The 23,082-nt window shown below is 66.4% G+C and carries 24 protein-coding genes; 17 read left to right on the forward strand and 7 right to left on the reverse strand.

The window, feature by feature from the left end; all coding sequences use genetic code 11:
- Positions 1 to 33: 33 nt before the first annotated feature.
- Together ACFCV3_RS07845 and ACFCV3_RS07850 are read right to left on the reverse strand one after the other, a co-directional pair.
- Positions 34 to 1,503: an MFS transporter gene (locus ACFCV3_RS07845; RefSeq protein ID WP_376027304.1), complete on the reverse strand. Its 1,470-nt coding sequence runs from the start codon at positions 1,501 to 1,503 to the stop codon at positions 34 to 36.
- A 36-nt stretch (positions 1,504 to 1,539) separates the two neighbouring features.
- Positions 1,540 to 2,232 (reverse strand): hypothetical protein, encoded by a 693-nt coding sequence (locus tag ACFCV3_RS07850; RefSeq protein ID WP_376027306.1) that lies wholly within the window; start codon positions 2,230 to 2,232, stop codon positions 1,540 to 1,542.
- Between the two features lie 223 nt (positions 2,233 to 2,455).
- On the opposite strand from ACFCV3_RS07850, the gene ACFCV3_RS07855 reads away from it, so the two are divergent.
- Positions 2,456 to 3,205 carry a DUF4397 domain-containing protein gene (locus ACFCV3_RS07855; RefSeq protein WP_376027308.1) on the forward strand — a complete coding sequence of 250 codons (750 nt, stop codon included), beginning with the start codon at positions 2,456 to 2,458 and terminating at the stop codon, positions 3,203 to 3,205.
- A gap of 74 nt (positions 3,206 to 3,279) precedes the next feature.
- A complete protein-coding gene (locus ACFCV3_RS07860) occupies positions 3,280 to 3,840 on the forward strand; it encodes a class F sortase (protein WP_376027309.1) in 561 nt (186 codons plus the stop codon).
- A 1-nt stretch (position 3,841) separates the two neighbouring features.
- On the opposite strand, the gene ACFCV3_RS07865 is transcribed toward ACFCV3_RS07860, so the two are convergent.
- Positions 3,842 to 4,165, reverse strand: a complete 324-nt coding sequence (locus tag ACFCV3_RS07865; protein ID WP_376027310.1) for a cupin domain-containing protein — start codon at positions 4,163 to 4,165, stop codon at positions 3,842 to 3,844.
- Positions 4,165 to 5,208, reverse strand: coding sequence for a Gfo/Idh/MocA family protein (locus ACFCV3_RS07870; RefSeq protein ID WP_376027313.1), 1,044 nt, complete (start codon positions 5,206 to 5,208; stop codon positions 4,165 to 4,167). The genes ACFCV3_RS07865 and ACFCV3_RS07870 overlap by 1 nt, the downstream gene beginning before the upstream one ends.
- 64 nt (positions 5,209 to 5,272) lie before the next feature.
- On the opposite strand from ACFCV3_RS07870, the gene ACFCV3_RS07875 reads away from it, so the two are divergent.
- The 9 genes from ACFCV3_RS07875 to ACFCV3_RS07915 all read left to right on the forward strand — a co-directional run bounded on the left by ACFCV3_RS07875 (position 5,273) and on the right by ACFCV3_RS07915 (position 12,293).
- Positions 5,273 to 6,658 (forward strand): PLP-dependent aminotransferase family protein, encoded by a 1,386-nt coding sequence (locus ACFCV3_RS07875; protein ID WP_376027315.1) that lies wholly within the window; start codon positions 5,273 to 5,275, stop codon positions 6,656 to 6,658.
- A 9-nt stretch (positions 6,659 to 6,667) separates the two neighbouring features.
- Positions 6,668 to 7,285 carry an L-threonylcarbamoyladenylate synthase gene (locus ACFCV3_RS07880; protein ID WP_376027316.1) on the forward strand — a complete coding sequence of 206 codons (618 nt, stop codon included), beginning with the start codon at positions 6,668 to 6,670 and terminating at the stop codon, positions 7,283 to 7,285.
- 82 nt (positions 7,286 to 7,367) lie between these two features.
- A complete protein-coding gene (locus tag ACFCV3_RS07885; protein WP_376027319.1) occupies positions 7,368 to 8,324 on the forward strand; it encodes a penicillin-insensitive murein endopeptidase in 957 nt (318 codons plus the stop codon).
- A 64-nt stretch (positions 8,325 to 8,388) separates the two neighbouring features.
- On the forward strand, positions 8,389 to 8,955 hold the full coding sequence (locus ACFCV3_RS07890) for a suppressor of fused domain protein (RefSeq protein WP_376027321.1): 567 nt from the start codon (positions 8,389 to 8,391) through the stop codon (positions 8,953 to 8,955).
- Between the two features lie 109 nt (positions 8,956 to 9,064).
- Positions 9,065 to 9,466, forward strand: a complete 402-nt coding sequence (locus ACFCV3_RS07895) for an ankyrin repeat domain-containing protein (protein ID WP_376027324.1) — start codon at positions 9,065 to 9,067, stop codon at positions 9,464 to 9,466.
- Positions 9,467 to 9,488: 22 nt separating this feature from the next.
- The gene (locus ACFCV3_RS07900; protein ID WP_376027326.1) at positions 9,489 to 10,013 is read left to right on the forward strand and encodes a hypothetical protein; all 525 of its coding nucleotides are present in this window, start codon (positions 9,489 to 9,491) and stop codon (positions 10,011 to 10,013) included.
- 64 nt (positions 10,014 to 10,077) lie between these two features.
- The gene (locus tag ACFCV3_RS07905) at positions 10,078 to 10,395 is read left to right on the forward strand and encodes an ankyrin repeat domain-containing protein (protein ID WP_376027329.1); all 318 of its coding nucleotides are present in this window, start codon (positions 10,078 to 10,080) and stop codon (positions 10,393 to 10,395) included.
- Positions 10,396 to 10,603: 208 nt separating this feature from the next.
- Positions 10,604 to 11,212: a hypothetical protein gene (locus ACFCV3_RS07910; RefSeq protein WP_376027331.1), complete on the forward strand. Its 609-nt coding sequence runs from the start codon at positions 10,604 to 10,606 to the stop codon at positions 11,210 to 11,212.
- A gap of 454 nt (positions 11,213 to 11,666) precedes the next feature.
- Positions 11,667 to 12,293, forward strand: a complete 627-nt coding sequence (locus tag ACFCV3_RS07915) for a nitroreductase family protein (protein WP_376027334.1) — start codon at positions 11,667 to 11,669, stop codon at positions 12,291 to 12,293.
- Here ACFCV3_RS07915 and ACFCV3_RS07920 read toward each other — a convergent pair.
- The 3 genes from ACFCV3_RS07920 to ACFCV3_RS07930 form a co-directional block, all read right to left on the reverse strand.
- Positions 12,290 to 15,436, reverse strand: a complete 3,147-nt coding sequence (locus tag ACFCV3_RS07920) for a glycoside hydrolase domain-containing protein (protein WP_376027337.1) — start codon at positions 15,434 to 15,436, stop codon at positions 12,290 to 12,292. The genes ACFCV3_RS07915 and ACFCV3_RS07920 overlap by 4 nt on opposite strands.
- A gap of 95 nt (positions 15,437 to 15,531) precedes the next feature.
- On the reverse strand, positions 15,532 to 16,029 hold the full coding sequence (locus ACFCV3_RS07925; RefSeq protein ID WP_376027339.1) for a DNA polymerase ligase N-terminal domain-containing protein: 498 nt from the start codon (positions 16,027 to 16,029) through the stop codon (positions 15,532 to 15,534).
- Complete coding sequence (locus ACFCV3_RS07930) at positions 16,026 to 16,832, reverse strand: SigB/SigF/SigG family RNA polymerase sigma factor (RefSeq protein ID WP_376027341.1); 807 nt, start codon at positions 16,830 to 16,832, stop codon at positions 16,026 to 16,028. The genes ACFCV3_RS07925 and ACFCV3_RS07930 overlap by 4 nt, the downstream gene beginning before the upstream one ends.
- 228 nt (positions 16,833 to 17,060) lie before the next feature.
- On the opposite strand from ACFCV3_RS07930, the gene ACFCV3_RS07935 reads away from it, so the two are divergent.
- The 6 genes from ACFCV3_RS07935 to ACFCV3_RS07960 all read left to right on the forward strand — a co-directional run bounded on the left by ACFCV3_RS07935 (position 17,061) and on the right by ACFCV3_RS07960 (position 22,991).
- Positions 17,061 to 17,255 (forward strand): hypothetical protein, encoded by a 195-nt coding sequence (locus ACFCV3_RS07935; RefSeq protein WP_376027343.1) that lies wholly within the window; start codon positions 17,061 to 17,063, stop codon positions 17,253 to 17,255.
- A gap of 12 nt (positions 17,256 to 17,267) precedes the next feature.
- Positions 17,268 to 18,200 (forward strand): LysR family transcriptional regulator, encoded by a 933-nt coding sequence (locus ACFCV3_RS07940; protein WP_376027346.1) that lies wholly within the window; start codon positions 17,268 to 17,270, stop codon positions 18,198 to 18,200.
- A 93-nt stretch (positions 18,201 to 18,293) separates the two neighbouring features.
- Entirely contained in the window at positions 18,294 to 19,031 is a 738-nt protein-coding gene (locus ACFCV3_RS07945) for an SDR family oxidoreductase (RefSeq protein WP_376027348.1), read from the forward strand.
- Positions 19,028 to 19,900 carry an SDR family oxidoreductase gene (locus ACFCV3_RS07950; RefSeq protein WP_376027349.1) on the forward strand — a complete coding sequence of 291 codons (873 nt, stop codon included), beginning with the start codon at positions 19,028 to 19,030 and terminating at the stop codon, positions 19,898 to 19,900. Before ACFCV3_RS07945 ends, ACFCV3_RS07950 begins: the two co-directional genes overlap by 4 nt.
- Positions 19,897 to 20,544 carry an amidohydrolase family protein gene (locus ACFCV3_RS07955; RefSeq protein WP_376027351.1) on the forward strand — a complete coding sequence of 216 codons (648 nt, stop codon included), beginning with the start codon at positions 19,897 to 19,899 and terminating at the stop codon, positions 20,542 to 20,544. The genes ACFCV3_RS07950 and ACFCV3_RS07955 overlap by 4 nt, the downstream gene beginning before the upstream one ends.
- Positions 20,545 to 20,822: 278 nt before the next feature.
- Positions 20,823 to 22,991, forward strand: a complete 2,169-nt coding sequence (locus ACFCV3_RS07960; protein WP_376027354.1) for an MFS transporter — start codon at positions 20,823 to 20,825, stop codon at positions 22,989 to 22,991.
- Positions 22,992 to 23,082 lie beyond the last annotated feature (91 nt).

The following is a 23,082-nucleotide window of genomic DNA, read 5'->3' on the forward strand; positions in this document are numbered from 1 at the left end:
AAGATCCCGGTTTGTCGACATGTCGTCCAGCGGTCAGCGGGCGGCGTCCGTGTACGGCGGTGCTTCCAGTGCGCAGTGCCGGTGATGCAGGACCTGCACCGTACGGCGCCTGGTCCCGTCTCCGAGCGTGGTCCACGCGATCACGGCCCCGGCCACGGCGAGCACGGCGGAGATGATCAACGCCCGGTGAAAGCTATTGCTGAAGGCAACAGGATCCCGGTACGACTCCCCGGTGATCCCCGCCGCCATCGGAATCGCGGCGACCGCCATCAACTGCGCCGACCGGGCGATCGCGTTGTTCACCCCGGAGGCGATCCCCGCGTGATGGTCCTCGACCGACGACAACACGGTCGCCGTCAACGGCGCCACTGTCGCAACCAGTCCAAGGCCCAGTACGACGACCGCCGGCAGCACCGCGGTCACGTACTGCGAGTCAGGCGAGATCCGCAGCATCAGCAGGAACCCACCCGCCATCAGCAGTGGCCCGACCGTCATCGGTATTCGGGCCCCGATCTTCTCAGCCAGTCCACCTGCCCACCCAGACAGGAAGAACATCAAGGCGGTCATCGGCAGCAAGGATGCGCCGGCCCAGACCGCGGCGTACCCAAGTGCTGTCTGGAAGTAGACGACCACCAGGAATGTCGCCGTACCGAGGGCGCCGTAGACGACCACGGTCACCAGGTTCGCCCCGGTGAAGCGGCGGTTGGCGAAGATTCCGGGTGGCAGCATCGGATGCGAACTGCGTCGCTCGACCTCGACGAAGACGCCGAACGCCAGCAGTCCGATCACCAGACTGGCGATCACCGCCGCGTTGCCGAAGCCACTCTCACCTGCCTGGATCAACCCGAAGGTGAAGCCGGCCAAGCCGATCGTCGCCAGACCGGCGCCGCCCAGGTCGAGCTTGCCGGCCATCGTCTCGTCCCGTGTCTCCGGCACATGTTTCAGCGTCACCAGGATGGTGACCAGAGCGATCGGTGCATTGATCAGGAAGATCAGCCGCCAGGAACCGCTGTCCACCAAGGTCCCGCCGACGAACGGCCCGATCGCTGCCGCGACCGAGGTGAGCCCCGACCACGTCCCGACCGCCTTGCCGCGATCGCCCGGCGCGAACGTGGTCTGCAGGATCGCCAGACTGCCTGGTGTGAGCAGCGCGCCGCCGATGCCTTGCAGCACTCGCCCAGCGATCATCACCTCGAGATTCGGTGCGATCGTGCAGATCACCGAGGCCACCGCGAACCAGGCCACGCCGATCACATACATCCGGCGCCGGCCGAGCCGGTCGCCGAGCGAGCCGCTGAGCAGGATCAGCGACGCCAGCATCAGCATGTAGCCGTTGACGATCCACTGCAGACCGGCAATGTCGGCGCCGAGGTCCTCGCCCATCGCCGGCAGCGCGACGTTGACCACCGTGCCGTCGAGGAACGCCATCCCCGACCCGAGTGCCGTGGCCGCCAGCACCCACCGCGCTCGCGCGGTCCCCAATGCGATCCGTTCCTCCGCCATGAACTCACAGTAAGCGCCCCCTCGGACAAAACCGCATCAGGGCAGGTCGAGCTGGATCACCACCAGTGCCTGGGCGACCGGAATGTCCGGCCGGATTTTCAGTGCCGGCGGATCGCCGACCACGCAGCGAGTCTCCGGAAGCAAAGGACAGACTGCGTTCAACAGCCCGGAAGAGACCGAAACCGTTGTCGGCAAGGTGGCCTCGGCGGGCGCGATCAGTGGGCGCAACGCGGCCGCGGCGCGCTCCGGCCGCTGTGGCGTACGGCGAACCGTCGTCCCGGTCAGCCGATACGTCAACCGGAGCTTCTTGGCGGCCGAGATCAGCGGCAGATCCCGAGTGGTCTCCACCGTGGTCGCGTCGAGTGGCACCAGTTGATCATCAGCCAGCAACTGCAGATCCGACGCCCGCGGAGCCGTCTTCGTCATCAACCCCGGCAACTGCTCCCCGGAGGTAGGAACCTGTAACTGCAGTACGTCGACCGCTGCCGCCAGCATCACCTCCTCGACCATGTCGAACGACCCGTCAGCCCGCGGTACGGCGGTCAGCCGGATCCCCGGCGCGGTGAGCCCCGGCCCCGGCGTCTCGGGTGATTCCGACTGGCCAGGCGGCAGAATGGCCTCGGTATCGCCGGCCCCCGGACTGGGCGGCACTGGCGTGGGCTCTCCGGAACAGCCATTGAGCACCAGGATCAGCGCGGCCAGGATGAGCGCTCGTCTGCGATGTGGCATCACGCATCGCCCCCAAGAAACGGATCCGGTTGGGCGCGCTGCCTCTGGCGGCCGGATCTGTTTGCGCTTACGATACGCCGCAATTCGCCGATTCTCGGCAAATGTGTGGGGGCACTGTGAGCGCGAACATCCAGGGGGCGAAATGTGGAAACGTAGCGTGTCCGAACATCTCCGATCGGTATTTTCGAGAATACCAGGTCCGGTAATTCTGGTACTGGCCGTTGTGGCGGCTCCGGCCGTCTTCGCGATGCCGGCGCAGGGCGCCGCCGGAGGCAATCTCTACATCGTCCAGGGCCTGCCCGGGCGGAACCTCGACATCAGCATCGACGGCCGTGAAGTGGCAACCAAGGTGCCGGCCGCCAAACTGATCGGCCCGCTCGGTGTCTCGGCCGGGCAGCGCACAATCACTGCAAAACAAGGCGGAAAGGTCGTCATCGAGCGTCAGGTGACGGTCGGTTCCGGCGGCAGCCTGGACGTGGTGATCCATCAGCCGGCCTCACCGGGCGGTGCTCCGGTGATCACGTCGTACACCAACAAGCTCGCTGCGGTCCCGGCCGATAAAGGTGCGGTCCGGGTCGCGCACACGGCCGCGGTCGGTCCGGCCGATATCCGGGTGAACGGTCAGGTTCTGTTCGCGAATGTTGCGAACGGGGAATCACTCGACGTAGTCGTCCCGGCGGCCACTTACCGTGTCGAGATCGTGCCTGCCGGTGCGAAGTCACCGGTCGTTCTCGGTCCGTTGGATTTGCCGGTGAAGGCCGGATATCTGACCCGGGTTTTCGCGGTCGGCGCACCGAGCCAGAAGACGATGACAGTCGCGGTCGGCACGATCAAACTCGGCCCGGCCGGAACTCCGAAGCCCAAGGTCGTCAACACCGGAGCCGGCCCCGACCAGTCCGCAACGCTGGCCGGGATCGCACTTCTGCTTCTCCTGGGCACGGCAATCACTGTCAGAAGGGTGAAACGCCGCTGAGGAGGCTGCTGGTCGGACTGCTGTTGTGCTGCTGCGTGGGCTTGGAGGGGTGCACCGCGCAGCTGGATGCAGCTGTGCCGAACACCGGGGCGTCGTCGTCCACCCCCTTCGAGAAGGCGATCACGCCTCCGGGCACGGTCGCACCGGGCCGCATCGGTACGCCGGCGCCCAGCCAGCGCATCCGGTTCGTGCCGACCGAGGTGGTGCTGCCTGGCGGCGCCCACGCGCCTGTCCTCCCAGCCGGCACGGTCAACGGCCAGCTGCAGGTGCCGTCCGGTGCGCAACGCGTCGGCTGGTGGGACGGTGGCGCCGAGGCCGGTGACCCCTTCGGTTCGATCGTTCTGGCCGGTCACGTCGACACGAAGACCGAGGGCCTCGGATTCTTCGCCCGACTACGAAGGGCCGAGCCCGGCGAGTACGTCGTACTGCGTGCTGCCGGCCGTAGCGCGACGTACCGGATCGTCTCGAAGATATCCGTCCCGAAGGACGCCTTGGCCACCCGCAGTGGCGCCTTCAACCAGACCGGCGATCATCGGCTCGTCCTGATCACCTGCACGGGCGCCTACGACGCCAAGACCGGTGGCTACGAAGAGAATCTCGTCGTCACCGCGGCTGCGGTCGGCCTGGCGAAGTAGCTCACTCGCCGACGACCTCGCGGTCCGGACTCGAGAACGCGATCACGAAGATCGCTTCGTCGTCGCCGAGATTGCGCGCGTTGTGGACGCGGCCGGACGGGATGCTGATCGTGTCACCCGGCCCCATCCGAACGCGTTCGTCGTCGACGCTGTGCTCGATCGTCCCTTGCAGGACATGCAGAACCTCGTCGCAGTTCGGGTGGTAGTGGCGCGGATTCTGCGCACCCGGCCGGATGTAGCAGCGCCCGACCGTCATCGTCGTGGAGTTGCCCAGGGCACCGGACACCATCCATTCCAGCCGTCCCCACGGCTGTTCCTCGATCATCATCGGTACCTTTCGTACAGGTCGAGAATCATCCGGACATCGGCCAGGGTCCCTTTCTGTACTGGCTTTCCGGCCAGCACGCTCTCGCAGAAGTGCACGACTTCGGGGACGTAGCCGAGGTAGAACAGGTTCTTGTTGTAGAGCTGTCCGAGCGAGAACTCCGGCTCCCAGTACAGCGGCGCGACCTCGTCCTCGGCGATGAACGACGCCGATCGCCCGTACGGCAACTCGACTCCACGCCGGTAGTACGTGAGCCGCACGCCGTTGTCGACCACGACATGGGCGCCGTCGCCGATCACCTCTACCCGTTCCAGCGGAGCGCCGGGGGCCGAGCCGGCCGCGAGATGCAGCGACCCGATCGCGCCGGATTCGAACAGCAGGCTGGAGACCGAGGCCCCGGTCCGCGGCTCCCATTCGTAACTGAGCCGCCGTACCGGGCCCATCAGATAGGTGAGGATCGCGGCCGGATGGAAGATGTGGTCGAGGAACCCGATCATCGCGACATCGTCGGACCGATCGGCGGGCGCCGGCAGGGCCTGCGGATACCGTACGGCGATCGAGCTGACCGGCCCGAAGTCCGGATCACGCAGGATGGCTGCGACCTTCTCGATCGCCGGCGTGAAGATCTTCTTCAGCCCCGTCATCACCGTCAGCCCGGTTTCCTCGGCGACCGCCTCCAACCGGTCCAACTGCGCAAGACCGGCCGCCGTCGGTTTCTCCATCCACACATGGGCTCCGGCCCGCAGGCAGTCCTCGGCCAGGGCCGTCGCCTGCACGTCACCGCTGTCCGTGTACGACGTGACGATGAAGACCGCGTCGGGCCGTTCGGCAGCCAGCATCGCGTGATGAGCGGCGTACGCCGTCGGTGCGCCGAAACCGCGTGCGTAGGTCTGGGCGCGGTCGAGGTCGACATCGCAGATCGCGACCAGCTCGACCGGTGCGTACTGGAAGGCCGGGTAGACGTTGCGGTACGAGTGCCCGCCGGCGCCGATGAACGCGCAGCGCAGCCGGTCGGCGTACTCGAACTGATAGGTGACGCTCATGGGGTCAACCCTGACCTGCCCGGTGCGATGATCTCCAGAGCCACATCGCCGAAATTGGACTCGAATGGACAGGATCACCACCGACCAGCTGACCCGGATGCTGGTAGGGACCGGTACGCCGACAGGTCCGCTCTACCGGCGGTTGAGCGAGGGCCTGGCCGAGCTGATCGATCGCGGCGAACTGCCGCCCGGCGCGGTCCTGCCACCCGAACGGGCGCTCGCCGTGGCCCTCACGATGAGCCGGACGACGGTCGTCGCGGCGTACCAGGAACTGCAGACCAGCGGCCGGCTCGAGCGGCGGCGCGGCAGTGGGACCAGGGTCCGAACCCAGGCCCGGCACACCGTGTCGAGCCGGGAGCTCGCCGGTGATCACGCCGCGAGCCAGTTTCTCGACGGGCCGCCGGCGATCGACTTCATGACGGCCGCGTTGCCGAGTCTCGGGATCGTCGCGGAGGTGGCCGCGAGCCTCACGCGGGACGACTACCTGCACCTGACGACCACCCATCACGGCTACCACCTCAAAGGCTTGCCTGCGCTGCGTGAGCGGATCGCCCGCTGGTACGGCGAATCGACCGCGCCCGCGGACATCCTGATCACGTCGGGAGCCCAGCAGGCGCTGGAATTGGTGGCGCGGGGTTGCCTGCAGCCGGGTGATCGCGTGATTGTCGAGGAGCCGACGTACCGGGGAGCGTTGGATGCCTTCGCGCGCACTGGCAGCAGACTGCGGACGGTCCCGATGGACGGCGACGGTCTCGACGTGGACGCGCTGGAGAAGCTGCTGGTGACCGAGGCGCCGCGACTGGTCTATGTGCAGTCCCCGGGGCACAACCCGACCGGCGTGGTGATGTCCGCCGACCGCCGCCGACGCCTCGCTCGGCTCCTGGACAGGTATGAGTTCGTGCTGGTCGACGACACCTCACTCGCCGGTACGTCGTTGGCACCCACCGACTCGACCTTGGGGACACACGATCGCCTGGTCACGGTCGGGTCGATGAGCAAGCTGTTCTGGGGCGGTCTGCGGCTTGGCTGGATACGGGGTGCGCCGCAGACGGTCGGCCGGCTCGCACAGGTCCGGGGGATCAGCGATCTCGGCAGCTCGCTGGTCGCACAAGAGCTGGCCCGGCGCCTCTTCGATCACTACGAGGACGCGGCGGAAGAACGTCGTACAACACTGCCCGTGCAGCTGCGCACGCTGACCGGCCTCCTCCAGCAACACCTACCCGACTGGACCTGGCAGGAACCTCGCGCCGGCGCATCGCTCTGGGTCCGCCTGCCGCACCGAACCGCCACCCAGTGGAGCCAGCTCGTCTCCCGGTACGGCGTCGCCCTGCTGCCCGGTGCTGTCTTCGGGGCGGCTGACGACCACACCCGGATCCCGTTCACGCTGCCCGAGGCGACGCTGCGCGAAGGGATCGAACGGGTGGCTCACGCAGCGCGCGAGCGGCGGTAGGCTCGGCAGGTGGCCAGGTATTTCGATGTGCATCCGGAGAATCCCCAGAAGCGTGCGGTCGGTCAGGTCGTCGACCTGGTTCGCGGCGGCGGGCTGATCGCCTACCCGACAGACTCAGGTTTCGCACTCGGCTGTGCGCTGGGCAACCGGGACGGCATCGATCGGATCAGATCCATCCGGCAGCTGGACGACAAGCACCACTTCACGTTGATGTGCCAGAACTTCGCCCAGCTCGGGCAGTTCGTGCACATCAGCAACGCCGTCTTCCGCTCGATCAAGGCGGCGACGCCAGGCAGCTACACCTTCATCCTGCCGGCCACCAAGGAGGTTCCGAAGCGGCTGCTGCACCCGAAGAAGAAGACGGTCGGTGTCCGGATCCCCGATCACGTGGTCACCCAGGCGCTGCTCGAGGAGCTCGGCGAACCGATGTTGTCGAGCACGCTGCTGCTCCCCGGTCACGAGGAGCCGATGACCCAGGGGTGGGAGATCAAGGAGGAGCTCGACAACCAGGTCGACGGTGTCGTCGACGGCGAGACCGGGATCGAGCCGACCACGGTGATCGACCTGTCCGAGGACTTCCCCGAGGTGGTCCGGGTGGGCGCCGGCGATCCGTCGCCTTTCGAGTAAGGCCTTGCGCTCGCGGTAATTGATGCCGGATTGTGGCGAGGGACCGTAAGTTAGTTCCCTCTTCCGCCCCGGAGGAACATCCATGCGACGTCTTCTGGTCGTACTCCTCGCACTGACTCTCGCCCTCGTTCCGACCAGCGCGAGCGCGTATGCGAACGCCTTCTTCCCGACTCAGAGCAGCGGCAACCGCGGCGCCGACGTACTGGCGATTCAGTACCTGCTGCAGCACAACGGCCAGTCCGCCCCGGCCGACGGCGTCTTCGGCGCCTCAACCGTGGCTGCCGCCAAGGCCTTCCAGACCGCGAAGGGCCTCGGCGCAGACGGAATCGTCGGCCCGCAGACCTGGGCCGCGCTCGCGCCGACCATCCGCTCCGGCGACAACAACGCGGCCGTCAAAGCACTCCAGGTCGAGCTGAACGCCAAGCGCCGCCTCAGCCTCCCCGTCGACGGCGTCTTCAGTACGACGGTCCGCGACGCAGTCGCCGCCTTCCAGACGCACGCCGGCATCGGCTCGGACGGCATCGTCGGCCCGATCACCTGGCGCAACCTCGCCTGGCACTACGACTACCCCGACTTCACCGCGAACCTCTGCGACCAGGACCCCGACGGCAACGGCACAGCCGCCAACTGGGGCACCTCAGCCGCAGTCGCCCAACTGGAGCAAGCAGCCCGCTCCTTCGCTTCGACAGCCCAAGGCAAGGTCCCGTACGGCGACGCCGGCTTCGAACACGGCGGCGACATCCCCGGCCACGGCAGCCACGAGGTCGGCCTCGACATCGACATCTGGCCCATCCGCACCGACAACGCCCAGTGCACCGCCGGCCGCATCACCTGGCAATCAACCACCTACGACCGAGCCGCCACCCGCCAACTGGTCCAGGCAATCCGAGCCGCCGCCCCCGGCCACGTCCGCATCATCTTCTTCAACGACCCCACCCTCATCAACGAAGGCCTAACCACCGAGTGGCCCGCCCACGACAACCACCTCCACATCCGCTTCTGCGAAAAGGTCCACCCCAACTCCCTCTACACCTGCTGACCTTGCAGTGTCCGATCTGCAACCGCTTGGCAGGGCAACAACGACGCGAGATGCTGGCCGTGACATGACGAGCCTGGTTGAACATTTCGAGCGTGTTCTCGGACCGATCCACACGGGTTGGTCGCTTGACCCGGATGGAGCGGCGATGCCGTTTCAGATCGTCCGCTTCTCCGGTGGGTCTGACGCCGATTCGGTTGGCTACGCGACGCTCGGCCTGAGCCGGCACCTGCTGTTGTCTCCAGCGTCGGGGCGCGCTATCCGTCAGGAGCTCTTGATACTGGCGCCGGAATCCTTGGCAGCTGACCGAGTGGTATCGCTGCTGTTCCAGGTGGGCTCGATGGCTATCGCGCGACAGCGTCTGCTGTTGCGAGGCAACGTGATCGGTCCGGCAGATTCCATCGTGCCCACGTCGGCCTTGACGGCGTTGTACGTGACGATGCCGGTCTACTTTCCTGACGAGTTCGCTACGTTCTCCGGTGCCGATGGCGACGTCGTCGTGGCGTGGCTGGTGCCAATCACCACGGGTGAGGCGGACTTCATCGCGGACCGAGGATGGGATGCATTCGAGGATCAACTCGCCGAGCAGGACCCCGACCTCGTCGACTTCCATCGCTCAGGGATGAAACTGTAGTCCCGCCTCAGCAGGTGACGAGGGCCAGTTACCCGAGTAGAGAGAATCAGCTGAGCCGAGCGATTCCAGCAGGCAGTACATCACCAGGAGTGAAGAGAGGCTCGAATCAATGAGGAACTCCGATCCGTACGCGCGGACCGAGTTGCATTATGCTGCCTTGGAGAATGATGTCGGGCGGATAATCAGATGCCTCGATGAAGACGCCCACGTTGATGCCCAAGATGTTCGTGGATTCACGGCGTTACATTTCGCGTGTCAAGAGAATGCAGTAGAAGCAGCGCGTCTGCTGCTCGATCGTGGCGCATCTGTCAATGTCGTGAACAGATTCGGCAATACACCCTTGTCTGACGCAGTCTTCAACTCCAAGGGTGCCGGTGATTTGATATCTCTGTTGCGGAGCCACGGAGCAGATCCGTATGCTGTTAATAAGCATGGTCAGACGCCGGTCGGTTTGGCGCGTCTAATAGCAAACTATGACGTGGCGCAATTCTTCACCGATCTGCCGGACTGAGCACAGACTGCACGGGGTAAGCGTGAACTGGGATGAGTACAAGCCTTTCGACCCCGGTGTATGGGGGCCGCTGCACGAGTTGCCGAGGCGCGAGGCGCGTGCCGCGTTTCAGCTACTGATGGCGGCCAAGTCGGAACGCATCGACGAGTTGCGGCGACTGCTGGAGAACAACGGCGTCGAGTTGTCGTCGAGCTCTCCCGGCCTTCAGGCGCTCAATGATTGGTTCCGCAGCGAGGTCGAGGGCGACTCGGCGGTGAGTCGGCTCCGACCGATCTGGTACGCCGTGGTGAACGACATCGGACTGTTCCTGGGCGATGTGATGATCGAGCGGAACCCCCATCTGAAATGGGTGATGTTCGACAAGGGGAAGCGTGATCTTGCGTACCAGCGGCACGTGATCATGGGCTTCACACGGGTCCCGAACCCCAAGTACAACATCGACCCCGACTTGCTCACCGCGATGTATGGTCACCGGATCATCGCAGGCCAGGGCGTAGAGACCGACGCCTTCGTCAGCTGGGTCGATGGTGCAACCGCCAAGGCCTGATTCAAAGTCAACTGCGCAAGCCGGTATGGGATTTCACATGACTGCAGGCTGATAGGAGACCGGGATGACACCAGCTCATGCTGCTGTCGAACACGAGGATCTTCCGGCGTTGCGCGAACTGCTGGACAGTGGCGTCGACGTCGGAGAAGTCGACGGCGGGCTGACGCTCCTTCAGCACGCGATCGACGTCGAACTTGACGGGCACACGCAAACGGGTGAACCGCTGCATGTCGATGTCACGGCATATTTGCTCGCGCGAGGTGCGGATCCGCTGGCGTCACCCGCCACGGATGGCGGAGCGTGGGCTCTTCACATGGCCCAGGTCGGAGGGCACTGGCTCGCGGTATCGCTGATCGAGGCCTTCGTGGAGCGACGGACATAGTCACACAACTCCCTGAGGAGGGGAATGGGCTCTGCAGGCCGGGCTGACTGATTCTGTAGCGATGGCTGGACTGGGTGGTTCAGCGAGGCCAGCGACCTGTCCGTCGAGTTCATCGTGGGTGGTCGTGTTGGCGGCAACGTGCGGGCGGTGTGGGAGCGAGCTGAAGTGGAGCGCAATGACATCTGAATTGCCTGTCCCCGGTCGAGGCATGGGCTTCTTCAAGGTGAACGTCGCGGTCGCTGCGGAGGCGTTGGAGCGATGGCGTCGGTCGCATGCTTGGTTTGCGAAATGGCAGCCGGGTCTCGCCGTGGAGCACCTGGAAGGTGAGTTGTCGTCGGGGATCGGTCGGTTGCTCCCGTTCGGTCCTGAACGCGATCGGGAACTGCTGTGGGACTGCGGCGATGGACAGTGGACGGCGTACTTCGACGACATGCCGGCCTCCGATGCTGTGACGGCGGTGAGTGGTTTGTGCAGACAAGCCGGCTTCGAAGGGGTTGTGCTTACCGATGGGGTGTCCGAGTTCGACCACGGCCGGGATCTTCAGTTTGTGGTGCACAAGGGCGCGGAGACGGTAAGGGCGATTGGGTCGCTCTGGGAGGGGCGCCGGACGTTTGAGACGTACGGCGAGCCGTTGCCGTTCGAGGAGACTGAGCGTTATACGCGTCGTCTGAAACGTGAGCGTCTGACTTCGGACATGCTTGAGCGGTATTGCGCGCACTTGGGGCTGTTTCCGTACGATCCCTCGTTCTACGGTCAGGCGGGCTATCTCCTGAGTGACGTGAGGACGGAGTTTCAGCGCGCGTCATTCAGCTTCTGAGCAACCGTCCCGTATCTCGAGTTCGCTCAGCACGGCGCTGTAGGGCGCTCCGGCTTCAGGTTGCGGGCAAGGTCGATCAATCGCTCAAGTTGTCGATCCGATAGCGAGCTCGCGATCGAGACCAGCTCGCCGATCTCGGTGGAGTTACGGTAAGGCTTGGTGGGGTTGGCGGTTGCCGCCGTTGCAAGGCCCGCAATTGTTAGCAAATCAGCTTCAGGGATCTGTAGTACTGGCGCGATTGCACCTTAGTAAGCCGATCCTTGTGGTCGGTGCCCGGGATGGCCCAACTCCCTCTGTACCTGTTGAGCCGTTGCTCCAAGGACAGGACGTATAGGTATGCGACGACCCTCCTGCGGGTGGTTCCCCGCGGGCGTGCCGTCTACGTGGGCGACTACCTCCTGTCGTTGTGCAGGCGGCGAGGTAGAAAGGGAGGGTGACGGAGACTTTGGATTTGATGCCTGATGAGTTGCTGACTACTACCCGGACCGTGCGGAAGCGGCTGGATCTTGAGCGGGCGGTGCCGATTGAGGTGGTTCGGGAGTGTATTGAGGTGGCGGTGCAGGCGCCTTCGGGGAGTAACAGGCAGACGTGGCACTGGATGGTGGTGACGGATGCTGAGAAGCGGGCTGCTATTGGGGAGTACTACCGGCTGGCGGTGGAACAGTATCTGGCCAGCGCGGGGGCGGCGGGGAAGTTGCATGCGGATGATCCGGAGCGGGGGCCGGTTCAGCGGCGGGTGGGGGACAGCGTGGCGTACTTGGGGGAGCGGATGGGGCAGGTGCCTGTGTTGGTGATTCCGTGCCTCACGGTGAGCAAGTTGCCGGCTGGGAATCAGGCGGGGACTTGGGGGTCGATTCTGCCGGCGGCTTGGAGTTACTGCTTGGCGGCTCGGGCGCGTGGGCTTGGTACGGCGTGGACGACGCTGCACATGGTTTACGAGAAGGAGATTCAGGAGCTGCTCGGACTGCCGGAGGAGGTCCGGCAGTCCGTGCTGCTTCCGACTGCGTACTACACGGGGGACACCTTCAAGCCTGCTCCGCGGCAGTCACTTGACGAGGTCATCCACATCGATACGTTCTAGCTCACTTCGAGTTCGGCGAGCTGCATGCGGTGGCCGCCTTCGCCGTCCGGCCGCAGTTCGGTACCGCGCACTTGCACGTACCGGGCTGTGGTCGTCGGGAAGGTGTGGGTCACCGCGCCGGAGCCGGGCTGCGGTACGTCGTTCGCCGTGGCGACCGCAGTGAAGTTGACCCCGTCGGCCGAGGTTTCGACGACGTAGTCGATCGGGAAGCCGCCGCCGGTGCTGGAACCGTCGGACCGCGCGTACAGATCGACCTTCGCGATACGCGATGGTCCGCCCAGGTCTACGCGGACCCACTGCGGTGAGGTGGCGGGGACGGAATCGCTGGTCCAGCCCATTGAGTTCCACAGGCGCGATTGGCGTGCGCCGTCGGTCAGGTTGGCGCGTAGCCAGCCCTCACCAGTGAACTCCGAGGAGGTCGACGAGCTGACCGGTCGCCCGGCCGCGAAGTTGCCACCGGCCACCTCGACCTCGGCCAACTGCATCCGGTAGGTCCCGAACGGGTCCTGCGCCAGCCGCTTCCCGATCACCTGTACGAAGCGCACGCTGCGAGCTGAGAAGTCGAAGGACTGTACGCCGCTAGGCCTGGGCTGGCCGACTCGCGTGCCGATGGTGCTCCACGACGATCCGTCCGGCGAAACCTGTACGTCGTAGTCGATCGGGAACCCGATCCCCACATTGGCACCGTCCGCCCGCGGATACAGATCCACCCGGCCGAGCGACCGCGCAGAACCGAGATCCACCTTGAACGTCTGCTGGTCGGTCGCGCTCGAGGCCGCCCCGGACGTCCACCCCATCGAGCTGGCGTCCGACGTACGGCGTCCGTCGACGGCTGCGATCGCGCGCCAGCCGTCACTGTCGTACGACGAGGAGACGGACACCGCACCGCCTTCGGCCGGGTTCACGTCCGGGTCGAGCCGGACGTTGTCGAAGGCCACGTTCACGCCACCACTCGCCAGCCCGATCCCGCCGGCAGTGAACGCCGAGTCGGTCACGGTCAGCACCGGCGCCGTACCGGTCCCGGCGTACACGGTGATCTTGTTGCCGCGCGCAACCACCCGCAGCCGGTTGAACTGACCAGGTGCGTAACCGACGGCCTGCGCCTTGCCGAGCGTCGCGCCCGCCTTGAAGACGAAGACCTCACCGTTGTTGCGCTGGGCCACGAGATAGCCGCTCTCGAAGTCGGTCGGGTTCAGGTTGCGAACCACCAGCCCGGCCCAGTTCGTGTTGCCGCCATTGGAATTCACGCCACGGATCTGCAGATCCACGCTCGCCGCCACATCGCCGTACGCGCGTCCCTCCAGACCGGCAACGTAGCTCCACTTGTCAGTGCTCGTCTGGGTCAAAGCACCACCCGACACCGACCACGTGCCGGCGTTGGCCTGCCAGGACTGCGATCCGGCACTGAAGTCGTCCAAATACGGGTACACCTGATCTGGCCCGCCAGCTGCCAAAGCATCCAGAACCTGACGGTGTACGGCGTCCACCGCGGCACCCGACTTGTCGAGCGTGTACGAGTTCGTCAGCAGCGAGTTCGCCAACGCGCGAGCGAGCACCGGCTTCGTCGCGGCGAGCTGCGTGAACAGCTCATAGTCCTCGACCCCGTCCAGCTGCGCCTCACTCCGGATGCTGTCGTAGACGTCGTACGCCGGCGCGTTCGGTCGGACGATGAAGTTGTCCCCGTTCTGCGCCCCGTCGAAGGTGTCGAACTTCTGCCCCAGCGTGCCGAACCAGTAGTTCCACCCCCAGTGCAGATACCCGACCGCATCCGCCTTCCAGGCCAGCATCGGTGTCAGCCGCGTCTTGGCCAGGTGCGACATCAGGAACCGGTTCAGGTACGGACCGCGCGGACCGATGCAGTTGTAGATCCACAACTCGTTGCCAGCAAGGCGTTTGGTCTGGAAATGCCCGACGTTGTTCTCGTAGAGATCGAGGATCGGAGTGTTCGCGGTGACGTTCGCGGTCGGGTTCTGGACGGCCAGTTCGGCCTCGTTCAGCTTCGGGTTCGGGAAGTACTTGCGGTAGATCTCGTACATCCAGTTCGCCGCGTTGGTGTCCTCGGTCCGCGTCGTCTCGTCGTTCGCGCTCATGTAGAAGATGTCGGTCAGACCCTTGGCGTCCAGGTGCTGCTTGAGCGCCGGGAACAGCTTGTTCAGGTACGCCGTCGCCTCCGCCGAACCGGAGTTCACCGGAACCATCTGGGTGGATCCGTTCGCGGAACGCTTCAGCATCTCGAGCCGGTTCGGCAGCCCGGCTCCCGGGTCGCTGGTCATCAGCAGGTGCGGCGTGTGGATCCACTGCAGCGCACCGGCATCGCGGTAGATCTGGATGAACCGGTCGAAGCTCTCCCAGCCGAACGTGTAGTTGCCAGCAGCATCGATCGTGGTGTTCGGGATCAGCAGTGCCTGGAAGTCGGCGAAGACCACATTGTTGCGGTGCCGGGCGTGGTTGCGGGCCATCGCCTCGATCACCCGCCACCAGTTCTCGTCGTACATCTGCACGTTGTACTGCAGCGGGATCGCCTGGATCGTGCCGGTGTAGTCCCAGCCGGCCGAGGTTGTCCAGTTGTTCAGCTTGAATTTCGACTGGTTCGTCGGCGGGAGGGTCGCCGACGCGACGGTCACCCGGACCGGTACGACGGTATCCCCGGCGCTGCTCCGGACGGTCGCCGTACCGGTGTAGAGCCCGGGTGTCGCGCCGGTGGGAACGCGCACGCTGTAGTGGTACGGCTGGGTGACGTTGGCAGCCAGGGTCCGCGGGGTGTTCTCGACCAGCGCGTCGTAGTACGCCGAACCGGTGCCTTCACGCTCCGCGTCGGGAGCCTGGAAGACATTCGGATGGAGGTATTCGCGACGGACCGTGATGTCCGAGAGGATCGCGCCGCCCGGGCCGGTCAGGTTGCTCACGGCAACCGAGACGCCCGACGTGGACGCGGTCGGACGGACCGCGATCTGGGCGGCCTCGGTCTCGTTGCGGGCGGCGTACAGGTCGATCGAGGCCGGGGCGTTCGCCGGCCGGGTGGCGTAGGGGAAGAGCCGGTCGGATGCGTTATGGGTCCAGACCGGTGGTGGCGCCGCCTGAGCCGGCAGCGGTAGCAGCGCGGTCAGGACGACAGTCGAGACGGCGATGGCGATCTTGCGCATTCTTGTCCTCCGGGCGGCAAGGAAGGTCAGAACTACGCATGCAGTGTCAATCGCGCCCTGTAACCGGTCAAGGTAGGACGCCTGGCCGGAACCGGTCAGGTCTCTTGACGGTCAGAAGCTGAGGCGGCCATCTCCTCGATGGTTAGACCACTCAGCACCGACCGCGGCTCGGTCACGGTCAGATCGACGGCCGGATCGGCGTCGTCGTCACGGACCTTGACCAGCAGCCAATCCTCCCCGGTGCGCGTGAATGCCCACGCGCCGACCAGCTTCACCCCGTGTAAACGCACCTTGAGATGACCACGCTCGATCGCCTCGGCGGCACTCCCCGGGGTGAGGTTCGTGTAGACGCCGGCATCCCAGACGATGACGGCGCCGCTGCCGTACTTGCTGTCCGCGTGCACGCCCTCGTACGACGCGTACTCCAGGTCGTGATCGGTGGTGAAGACCGCGAGCCGCTTCACCACCGGATCCAGGGACGGTCCCCGCGGGACCGCCCACGACTTCAGGACGCCGTCCACCTCCAGCCGAACGTCGTAGTGCAGTCTTCGCGCGTCGTGCAGCTGCACCACGAAGATCGGCCGGTGGCTCAAGCGGCGGCTGCCGCAGGGGGCTCGAGCCGGTCCCGGAGCCGGTCGAGGATGCCGCGGAGCAGGCGCGACACCTGCATCTGGCTGACCCCGATCTCGGCCCCGATATCCGCCTGGGTCTGCCCCTCGACGAACCGCAACTCCAGGATCCGCCGCTCCCGCGGCTTCAGCATGGTCAGCGCAGGCGCCAGTACGGCGACCGCTTCGGTCTGCTCGAACGCCGTGTCGTCCTCGGCGATCGTCTCGCCGAGCTGGGTCGCGGAGTCACCGTCCAGCGGACGGTCCAGGGAGAGCACGGAGAAGCAGCCGTCGGCGGCGATCGCGTCCTCCACTTCGTTGACCTCGGCCCCTATTTCGGCGGCGATCTCGGCGTGGGTCGGCTCCCGGTGCAGGTCCTGGATCAGCTGCGGCCGGACCGCGGCGATCGAGCCCTGCAGCTCCTGCAGGCGGCGCGGGATCCGGACGGTCCAGGAGCAGTCCCGAAAATACCGTTTCACCTCGCCGCGGATGGTCGGGACGGCGTACGCGAGGAACGGCGTACCCGTCGAGGGATCGAAACTTCGGGCGGCCTTCACCAGACCGAGGTACGCGACCTGGTCCAGATCGTCGGCCTCGACACCGCGGTTGCGGAACCGCGACGCGATGCTGTGGGCGACGCCCAGATGCAGCTCGATCGCCTGATCGAGCAGCTGCCGGCGTTCGTCTTCGTCGGTGCTTGCGGCCCGGCGGCTCAGCAGGGCCTGCGCCTCGCTGTCGCGCTGGTCGGCGCGCTGCCGGGCGGAGCTGGTAACTGCAGTGGTGTTCATGTTCTGACCTCGCGACGTGAGTCACGGCGCGGCACATGTCTGGACCACGGTCAGGACCTTGCACCTCATTCCTACCCCACTCGGGCCCCGTTATGCATCTTCTCGGCACTTACAGCTTCGTTGTGCTTCGTGATCAATCCGAATTACAGCTAACGCCGCGTCACAATGCGGTTGTAGTCTTGTCGCTGCCACCCCCAGTCTCCGCCCCTGTCACGAATCCAGGTCGCCATGCCTCTCGCCTCTTCCCCGGCCAAAGGTTCCTCCGCACCCACCGGCGTCCCGACCTCTGGGGACGTCCAGATCAACGTCGGCGGCCGCTGGGTCGCCGGTCACGAGCTCGGCCGGCGTGCCGGCGAAGTGCTGGTCAGCCACCACGGTCACCTGGTCTGGGTGGACCGCGAGGCGGTCCGTCCCGCCGAGTGACACACTGCCGGAGTGGAACTGCGGCAGCTGGAGTACTTCGTGGCAGTGGCGCACGAGCGCAGCTTCACGCTGGCCGCCCGCCGGCTGCACGTCGTCCAAAGTGCAGTGAGTGCTGCGATTGCGGCCCTTGAACGGGACTTGAAGGTCACCCTCTTCGAGCGGAACGCGCAGCGCGTGGTCCTGACCGAAGCCGGTACGGCGTTGCTGCCCGAGGCGCTCGCGGTGATGGATGCCGTCCAGGGGGCCCGGGATGTCGTGGACGAGCTCGGAGCCGGCCTGCGTGGATCCGTGCGCGTCGGACTGCTGCCCGGGCTGGGGCTGATCGACCTGCCGGCCGCGGCGGCCGAGTTCCGTCGTCGCTATCCGAACGTCGAACTGCAACTCAGAGTGAACGCCGAAGGCTCTGCCGGGATCATGGTCGCGTTGCGTAACGGCGATATCGATATCGGTTTCCTCGGCGTACCGCAGGGCAGTGTGCCGCGTGAGTTGACCACCTGGGAGCTGCTCCGGGTGCCGCAGGTGCTGGCCGTCCCGGTCGGGCACCGGCTGGCGCGGCGGCGATCTGTCCGGGTAGCGGACCTCGCGGACGAGGAGTTCGTCGACTTTCCGCCGGGATTCGGGACCCGGACGCTGATCGACCAGATCTTCGAGGCGGCCGGGATCGAGCGCCAGGTGGTGGTCGAGGCGCTCGGAATCGAGAACGGCGTTCAGTTCCTGGCGCAGGGGGTCGGCCTCGGCATCCTGCCCGAGTACGCCGTCGCCGGGCTGGACGAGGTCCGCGTCGTACCGATCCTGGACGAGACCTTCGAGTGGTCGCTCTACATGGCGACCCTGCGGAAGCGGAAGCCGACCGCGGCGCTGCGAGCGCTGCTCGGGCTGGTGAGCACGCATCTCAAGCAGCCGCCGGGGACCTCGCTGGGTGCGCAGATGCATCAACAGGATTGATCCTGCCATCGACTTGAGTCGTTGGACTTGATCCATCGTCCGGAGCACGATCGAGATGTCAGCACGAAACGACAGTCTCGAAAGGTAACGACGATGAGTGAGAACACCAGGGTCGCGATCGTGACCGGCGGGTCCAGCGGGATCGGCCGGGAGGCCGCCGGCCGGCTCGGCCGCGACGGCTACGCGGTGGTGATCGGCTACTCCGGGAACAAGGACCGCGCCGAACTGGCGGTCAAGGAGGTCGAGGCCGACGGTGGCCGGGCGATCGCCGTACAGGCCGATGTCGCCGACGAGCGCGCGGTCACCGCGCTGTTCGATCGGGCCGAGCAGGAGTTCGGCGGGGTCGACGTGGTCGTCAACGCGGCCGGCATCATGCCGCTCGCGCCGCTGGCCGAGCTCGACCTGGACGTCTTCGACGACATCGTCCGGACCAACCTGCGCGGCACCTTCGTGGTCGACCAGCAGGCCAGCCGCCGGGTCCGCAACGGTGGCGCGATCGTCAACATCTCCAGCTCGCTGACCCGGCTGGCCCGCCCCGGCTACTCGGCGTACGCCGCGAGCAAGGGCGGCGTCGAGGCGATCACGCTGATCCTGGCCCGCGAGCTCCGCGGCCGCGACATCACCGTGAACGCCGTCGCCCCCGGCCCGACCGCGACCCCGCTGTTCCTCGACGGCAAACCGCAGGAACTGATCGACCGGATCGCCGCCGAACCGCCGCTCGAGCGCCTCGGCCAGCCGTCCGACATCGCCGAGATCATCGCCTTCCTGGCCGGCCCCGCGCGCTGGATCAACGGCCAGGTCATCTACGCCAACGGAGGTTCGGCAGCATGATCGTCCTGATCAGCGGCGCATCCAGTGGCTTCGGTGCGCTCACCGCCCGCGCCCTCACCGACGCCGGTCATACCGTGTACGCCGGAATGCGCGAGCTCGCCGGCCGGAACGCGACTGCCGCGGCCGACGCGGCCGCTTACTCGCCGGGGCTGCGGCCGGTCGAGTTGGACGTCAGCTCGGAGACCTCGGCGCAGCAAGCGGTCGACACGGTGGTCGGAGCGGAGGGGCGCATCGACGTACTGATTCACAACGCAGGGCACATGGTGACTGGGCCGGCCGAGGCGTTCACTCCGGAGCAGGTGCTGGATCTCTACGACACGAACGTCGTCGGCACCCAGCGACTCAACCGGGCGGCACTGCCGGTGCTGCGGGCTCAGCAGGACGGGTTGGTGGTTTGGGTCGGCAGCTCGAGTACCCGCGGCGGCACCCCGCCGTACTTGGCGCCGTACTTCGCCGCGAAGGCCGGGATGGATGCGCTCGCCCAGAGCTACGCGTTGGAGTTGGCGCGATTCGGGATCGAGACGACGATCGTCGTACCGGGTGCTTTCACGCACGGCACCAACCACTTCCTGCACAGCGGATCACCGGCTGACACCGACGTGGTTGCGGCGTACGAGACGAAGTACGCCGGTCTGATGGATCAGGTCGGTCGGCGGTTGGCCGAGCTGGAACCGGAGTGGTCCGACGTCGCCGAGGTCGCGCGGCTGATCGTGTCGGTGGTCGATACCGAGAAGGGCAAGCGCCCGTTCCGGGTGAGCTACGACCCGTCGGACGACGGCGCGATCGTCGTCAACGCGGTCGCCGATCGAGTCCGCTCCGAGCTCCTGCACCGGATCGGCCTGGAAGACCTCCTGCACCCGGTCGCATGACTGTATATACGCACTTCCTGCCGCCCGAGTACGTCGCCGCGGCGGAGCGAGCCGGGCATCTCCGACCGGACGGGATGCCTGGCTGGCCGACGTACTCGCGTGGCGACGTCTTGTCGATCCCGTCGCCCGGTGTGCACTTCGGAGACGACTTCCGCGCGCGGGTGCTGGCGCGTCGCGTCAACGAACTGGCCGCCGAGCGCTGCCGCGAGCAGCCCGGTCTCACCTTCCTCGCCAGTCTTCCGTTGCCGGATGTCGATGCGGCGCTGGCCGAGCTCGACTACGCGTACGACGTACTGCACGCCGACGGCATCATCCTGATGAGCAACGTAACTGGGTTGTACCCGGGTGAGCCCTCGTGGGAGCCGCTCTGGCGAGCTCTCAACGAGCGGTCCGCTCAAGTGCTTCTGCATCCGACCTCACCGCCGCAATGGCGGCAGGTCGCGCTGGATCGGCCGCGCGCACTGATCGAGTTCCCCTTCGACATCGCCCGAGCGGTCACCGACCTGACCCTGACCGGAGTCCTCGCCCGGCACCCCGACGTACGGTTCACCATCTCGCACGGCGACCTGCTGCCCTGCCTGGCCGACCGCATCGACGAGTCGGCATTGTGGAAGAACTTCGCAGCCGTCGACTGCTGCCGGTGAGGAGGTACCCCGGCGGGCCCTGACAGCACCGCCGGGGTGGCTTGTGTCGTTGACTCGACAAGCACCGGATCGTACGTGGCAAACGCCATCCGGGGCAGGGGTCGTCTCAAAAGAAGTCAGGACTCCCGGTGACGAGTTGCTGACACCGCGGGTTTATCGTTGGTAGTTGCAACCAAATACCTGGCTGGGTGAGGAAACGCCGGCCGCTTTCCGCCCCGGGGGACAGTGCTGATCCGCTGCCCTCCGGCCGAAGCGACCCCGCGGACGAACGGAACCCGATGTCAGCCACCCGGACCGAGGCAACGGCCCCGATCACTCGCTACCGGTCCCAGTACGCACCGGCGGATCCGCCGGCCGCCGTACCGGCCTCCGAGCTCACCCATCGGCAGATCCTGGAGATCCTCGTCGGCCTGCTCGCGGCACTCTTCACCGCGGTGCTCAGCTCGACCATCGTCAGTAACGCGCTGCCGACGATCATCGCGGACCTCGAGGGGTCGCAGACGCAGTACACCTGGGTGGTCACCGCCAGCCTGCTCGCGATGACCGTGTCGACGCCGGTCTGGGGCAAGCTGTCCGACCTGATGAGCAAGAAGCTGCTGGTGCAGCTCGCGATCATCATGTTCGTGGTCGGCTCGGCACTGGCCGGGATGGCGCACAACGTGCCGTTCCTGATCGGTGCCCGGGTGCTGCAGGGGCTCGCGATGGGCGGGCTGATGGCGTTGGCCCAGGCGATCGTCGGTGCGGCGATCCCGCCCCGCGACCGCGGCCGGTACTCCGGCTACATGGGCGCGGTGATGGCGGTCGCGACTGTGTCCGGCCCGCTGGTTGGTGGTGTCATCGTCGACACCTCGTGGCTCGGGTGGCGCTGGTGTTTCTACGTCTGCGTGCCGCTGGCTGTCGTCAGCATGATCGTGCTGCAGCGGTACCTGACCTTGCCGGTGCTCAAGCGCCCGATCAGGCTCGACTACCTTGGCGCCGTACTGATCGCCGGCGCGGCCAGTTTGCCGCTGATCTGGGTCTCGTTCGCCGGCCAGCACTTCGCATGGTGGTCCTGGCAGACCGGTGCCTACCTCGGCGGTACGGCGTTGCTCGGTCTCCTGGCGGTCATCGTCGAGACCCACGCGCGCGACCCGCTCGTCCCGGTCTCGGTCGTTCGCGAGCGGACGACTGCATTGGCGATCCTGGCCAGCCTTGCGGTCGGGATCGCGATGTTCGGTAGCGCGGTGTTCCTGGGGCAGTACTTCCAGGTCGCGCGCGGGTACAGCGCGACCGAAGCCGGTCTGCTGACGATCCCGATGATGCTCGGTTCGTTCTTCGGATCGGTCGGGTCGGGGCAGCTGATCACCCGCTACGGCAAGTGGAAGCGGTACCTGGTTCTCGGTGGACTGTTCCTGACCGCGGGGCTCGGGCTGCTCGGCACGATCGACCACGAGAGCGCCTATTGGTACGTCGGTCTCGGGATGCTCGCCATGGGAATCGGCATGGGCATGATGATGCAGAACCTGGTGCTCGCCGTACAGAACACTGTCGACGTCAGCCAGGTCGGCGCGTCGAGTGCGACCGTCACGTTCTTCCGCAGCCTCGGTGGTGCGGTGGGAGTCTCCGTCCTCGGCGCGGTCCTGGCGAACCGGGTCACCGAACTGATCACCCGCAACCTTGCGGCTGTCGGCGCACCGCCGCCCAGCTCGGGTGGTTCGGTGCTGGACGTCAATGCGTTGCCCGCACCGGTCGCTGAGATCGTCCGGCACGCCTATGGCGACGCGACCGGGCGGATCTTCATAATCGCGGCCGCGTCGGCGGTCGTCAGCCTGCTCGCGGTGCTGTTCATCCGCGAGGTCCCGCTACGCCGTACGGTCGCCATGACCGATGAAGACGTCGTATCGGTGGGTGAGTCCGATGATCCGGCAGAGCGTGCGGCTGCGGTCGCCCTCGACGTGATCACCTCGGCTGAGCGGACCGCCCGCGAACGCGAGCGCGAGGCCAACGAACGCGTCCAGGCGGCGGCGATAACCATCCGCCAGATGCGTACCGACGTCGCCGACCTCTTCGCCCGCGTCGACCAGCAAATCGCCGCCCTCGAAGACACCCTCCCGCAACCAGCCGCCGCGTTGCTCGACGTCCGGCGCCATCCCGGCGACCTCTCCGACGAACTCCGCCGCTACGAGCTCAGCGTCCTCAGCGCCAGCCAACGCACCGCCGACCACCTCCGCCAAACCGCCAAGGCCGAGGCCGACCACCTCCTCACCGAAGCCCGAGCCGAGGAACACGAGATCCGCACCCGCATAGCCGAACTCGAAGCGGTCGAACACCGCCTCCTAACCCAAATCCAAGACGGACTCTCCACCACCCCCACACGTGCTGCGGCGCCGCACACCGTCCTGCCGCCCACCCATCACCACACCGGCAACGGCTACCCCGACGTGGAACACCGCCAGCCCTTCGGCTGACCCGCCCCGGCAAACGCGTGCACGAACGACAGGACGTATATGGGTCGACTGGGGTTTGCGGGCGAGCGTCAGGCGGGCGGTGGGGTATGCG

The sequence above is a fragment of the Kribbella sp. NPDC056345 genome (genome assembly GCF_042262745.1).
Classification (GTDB): domain Bacteria; phylum Actinomycetota; class Actinomycetes; order Propionibacteriales; family Kribbellaceae; genus Kribbella.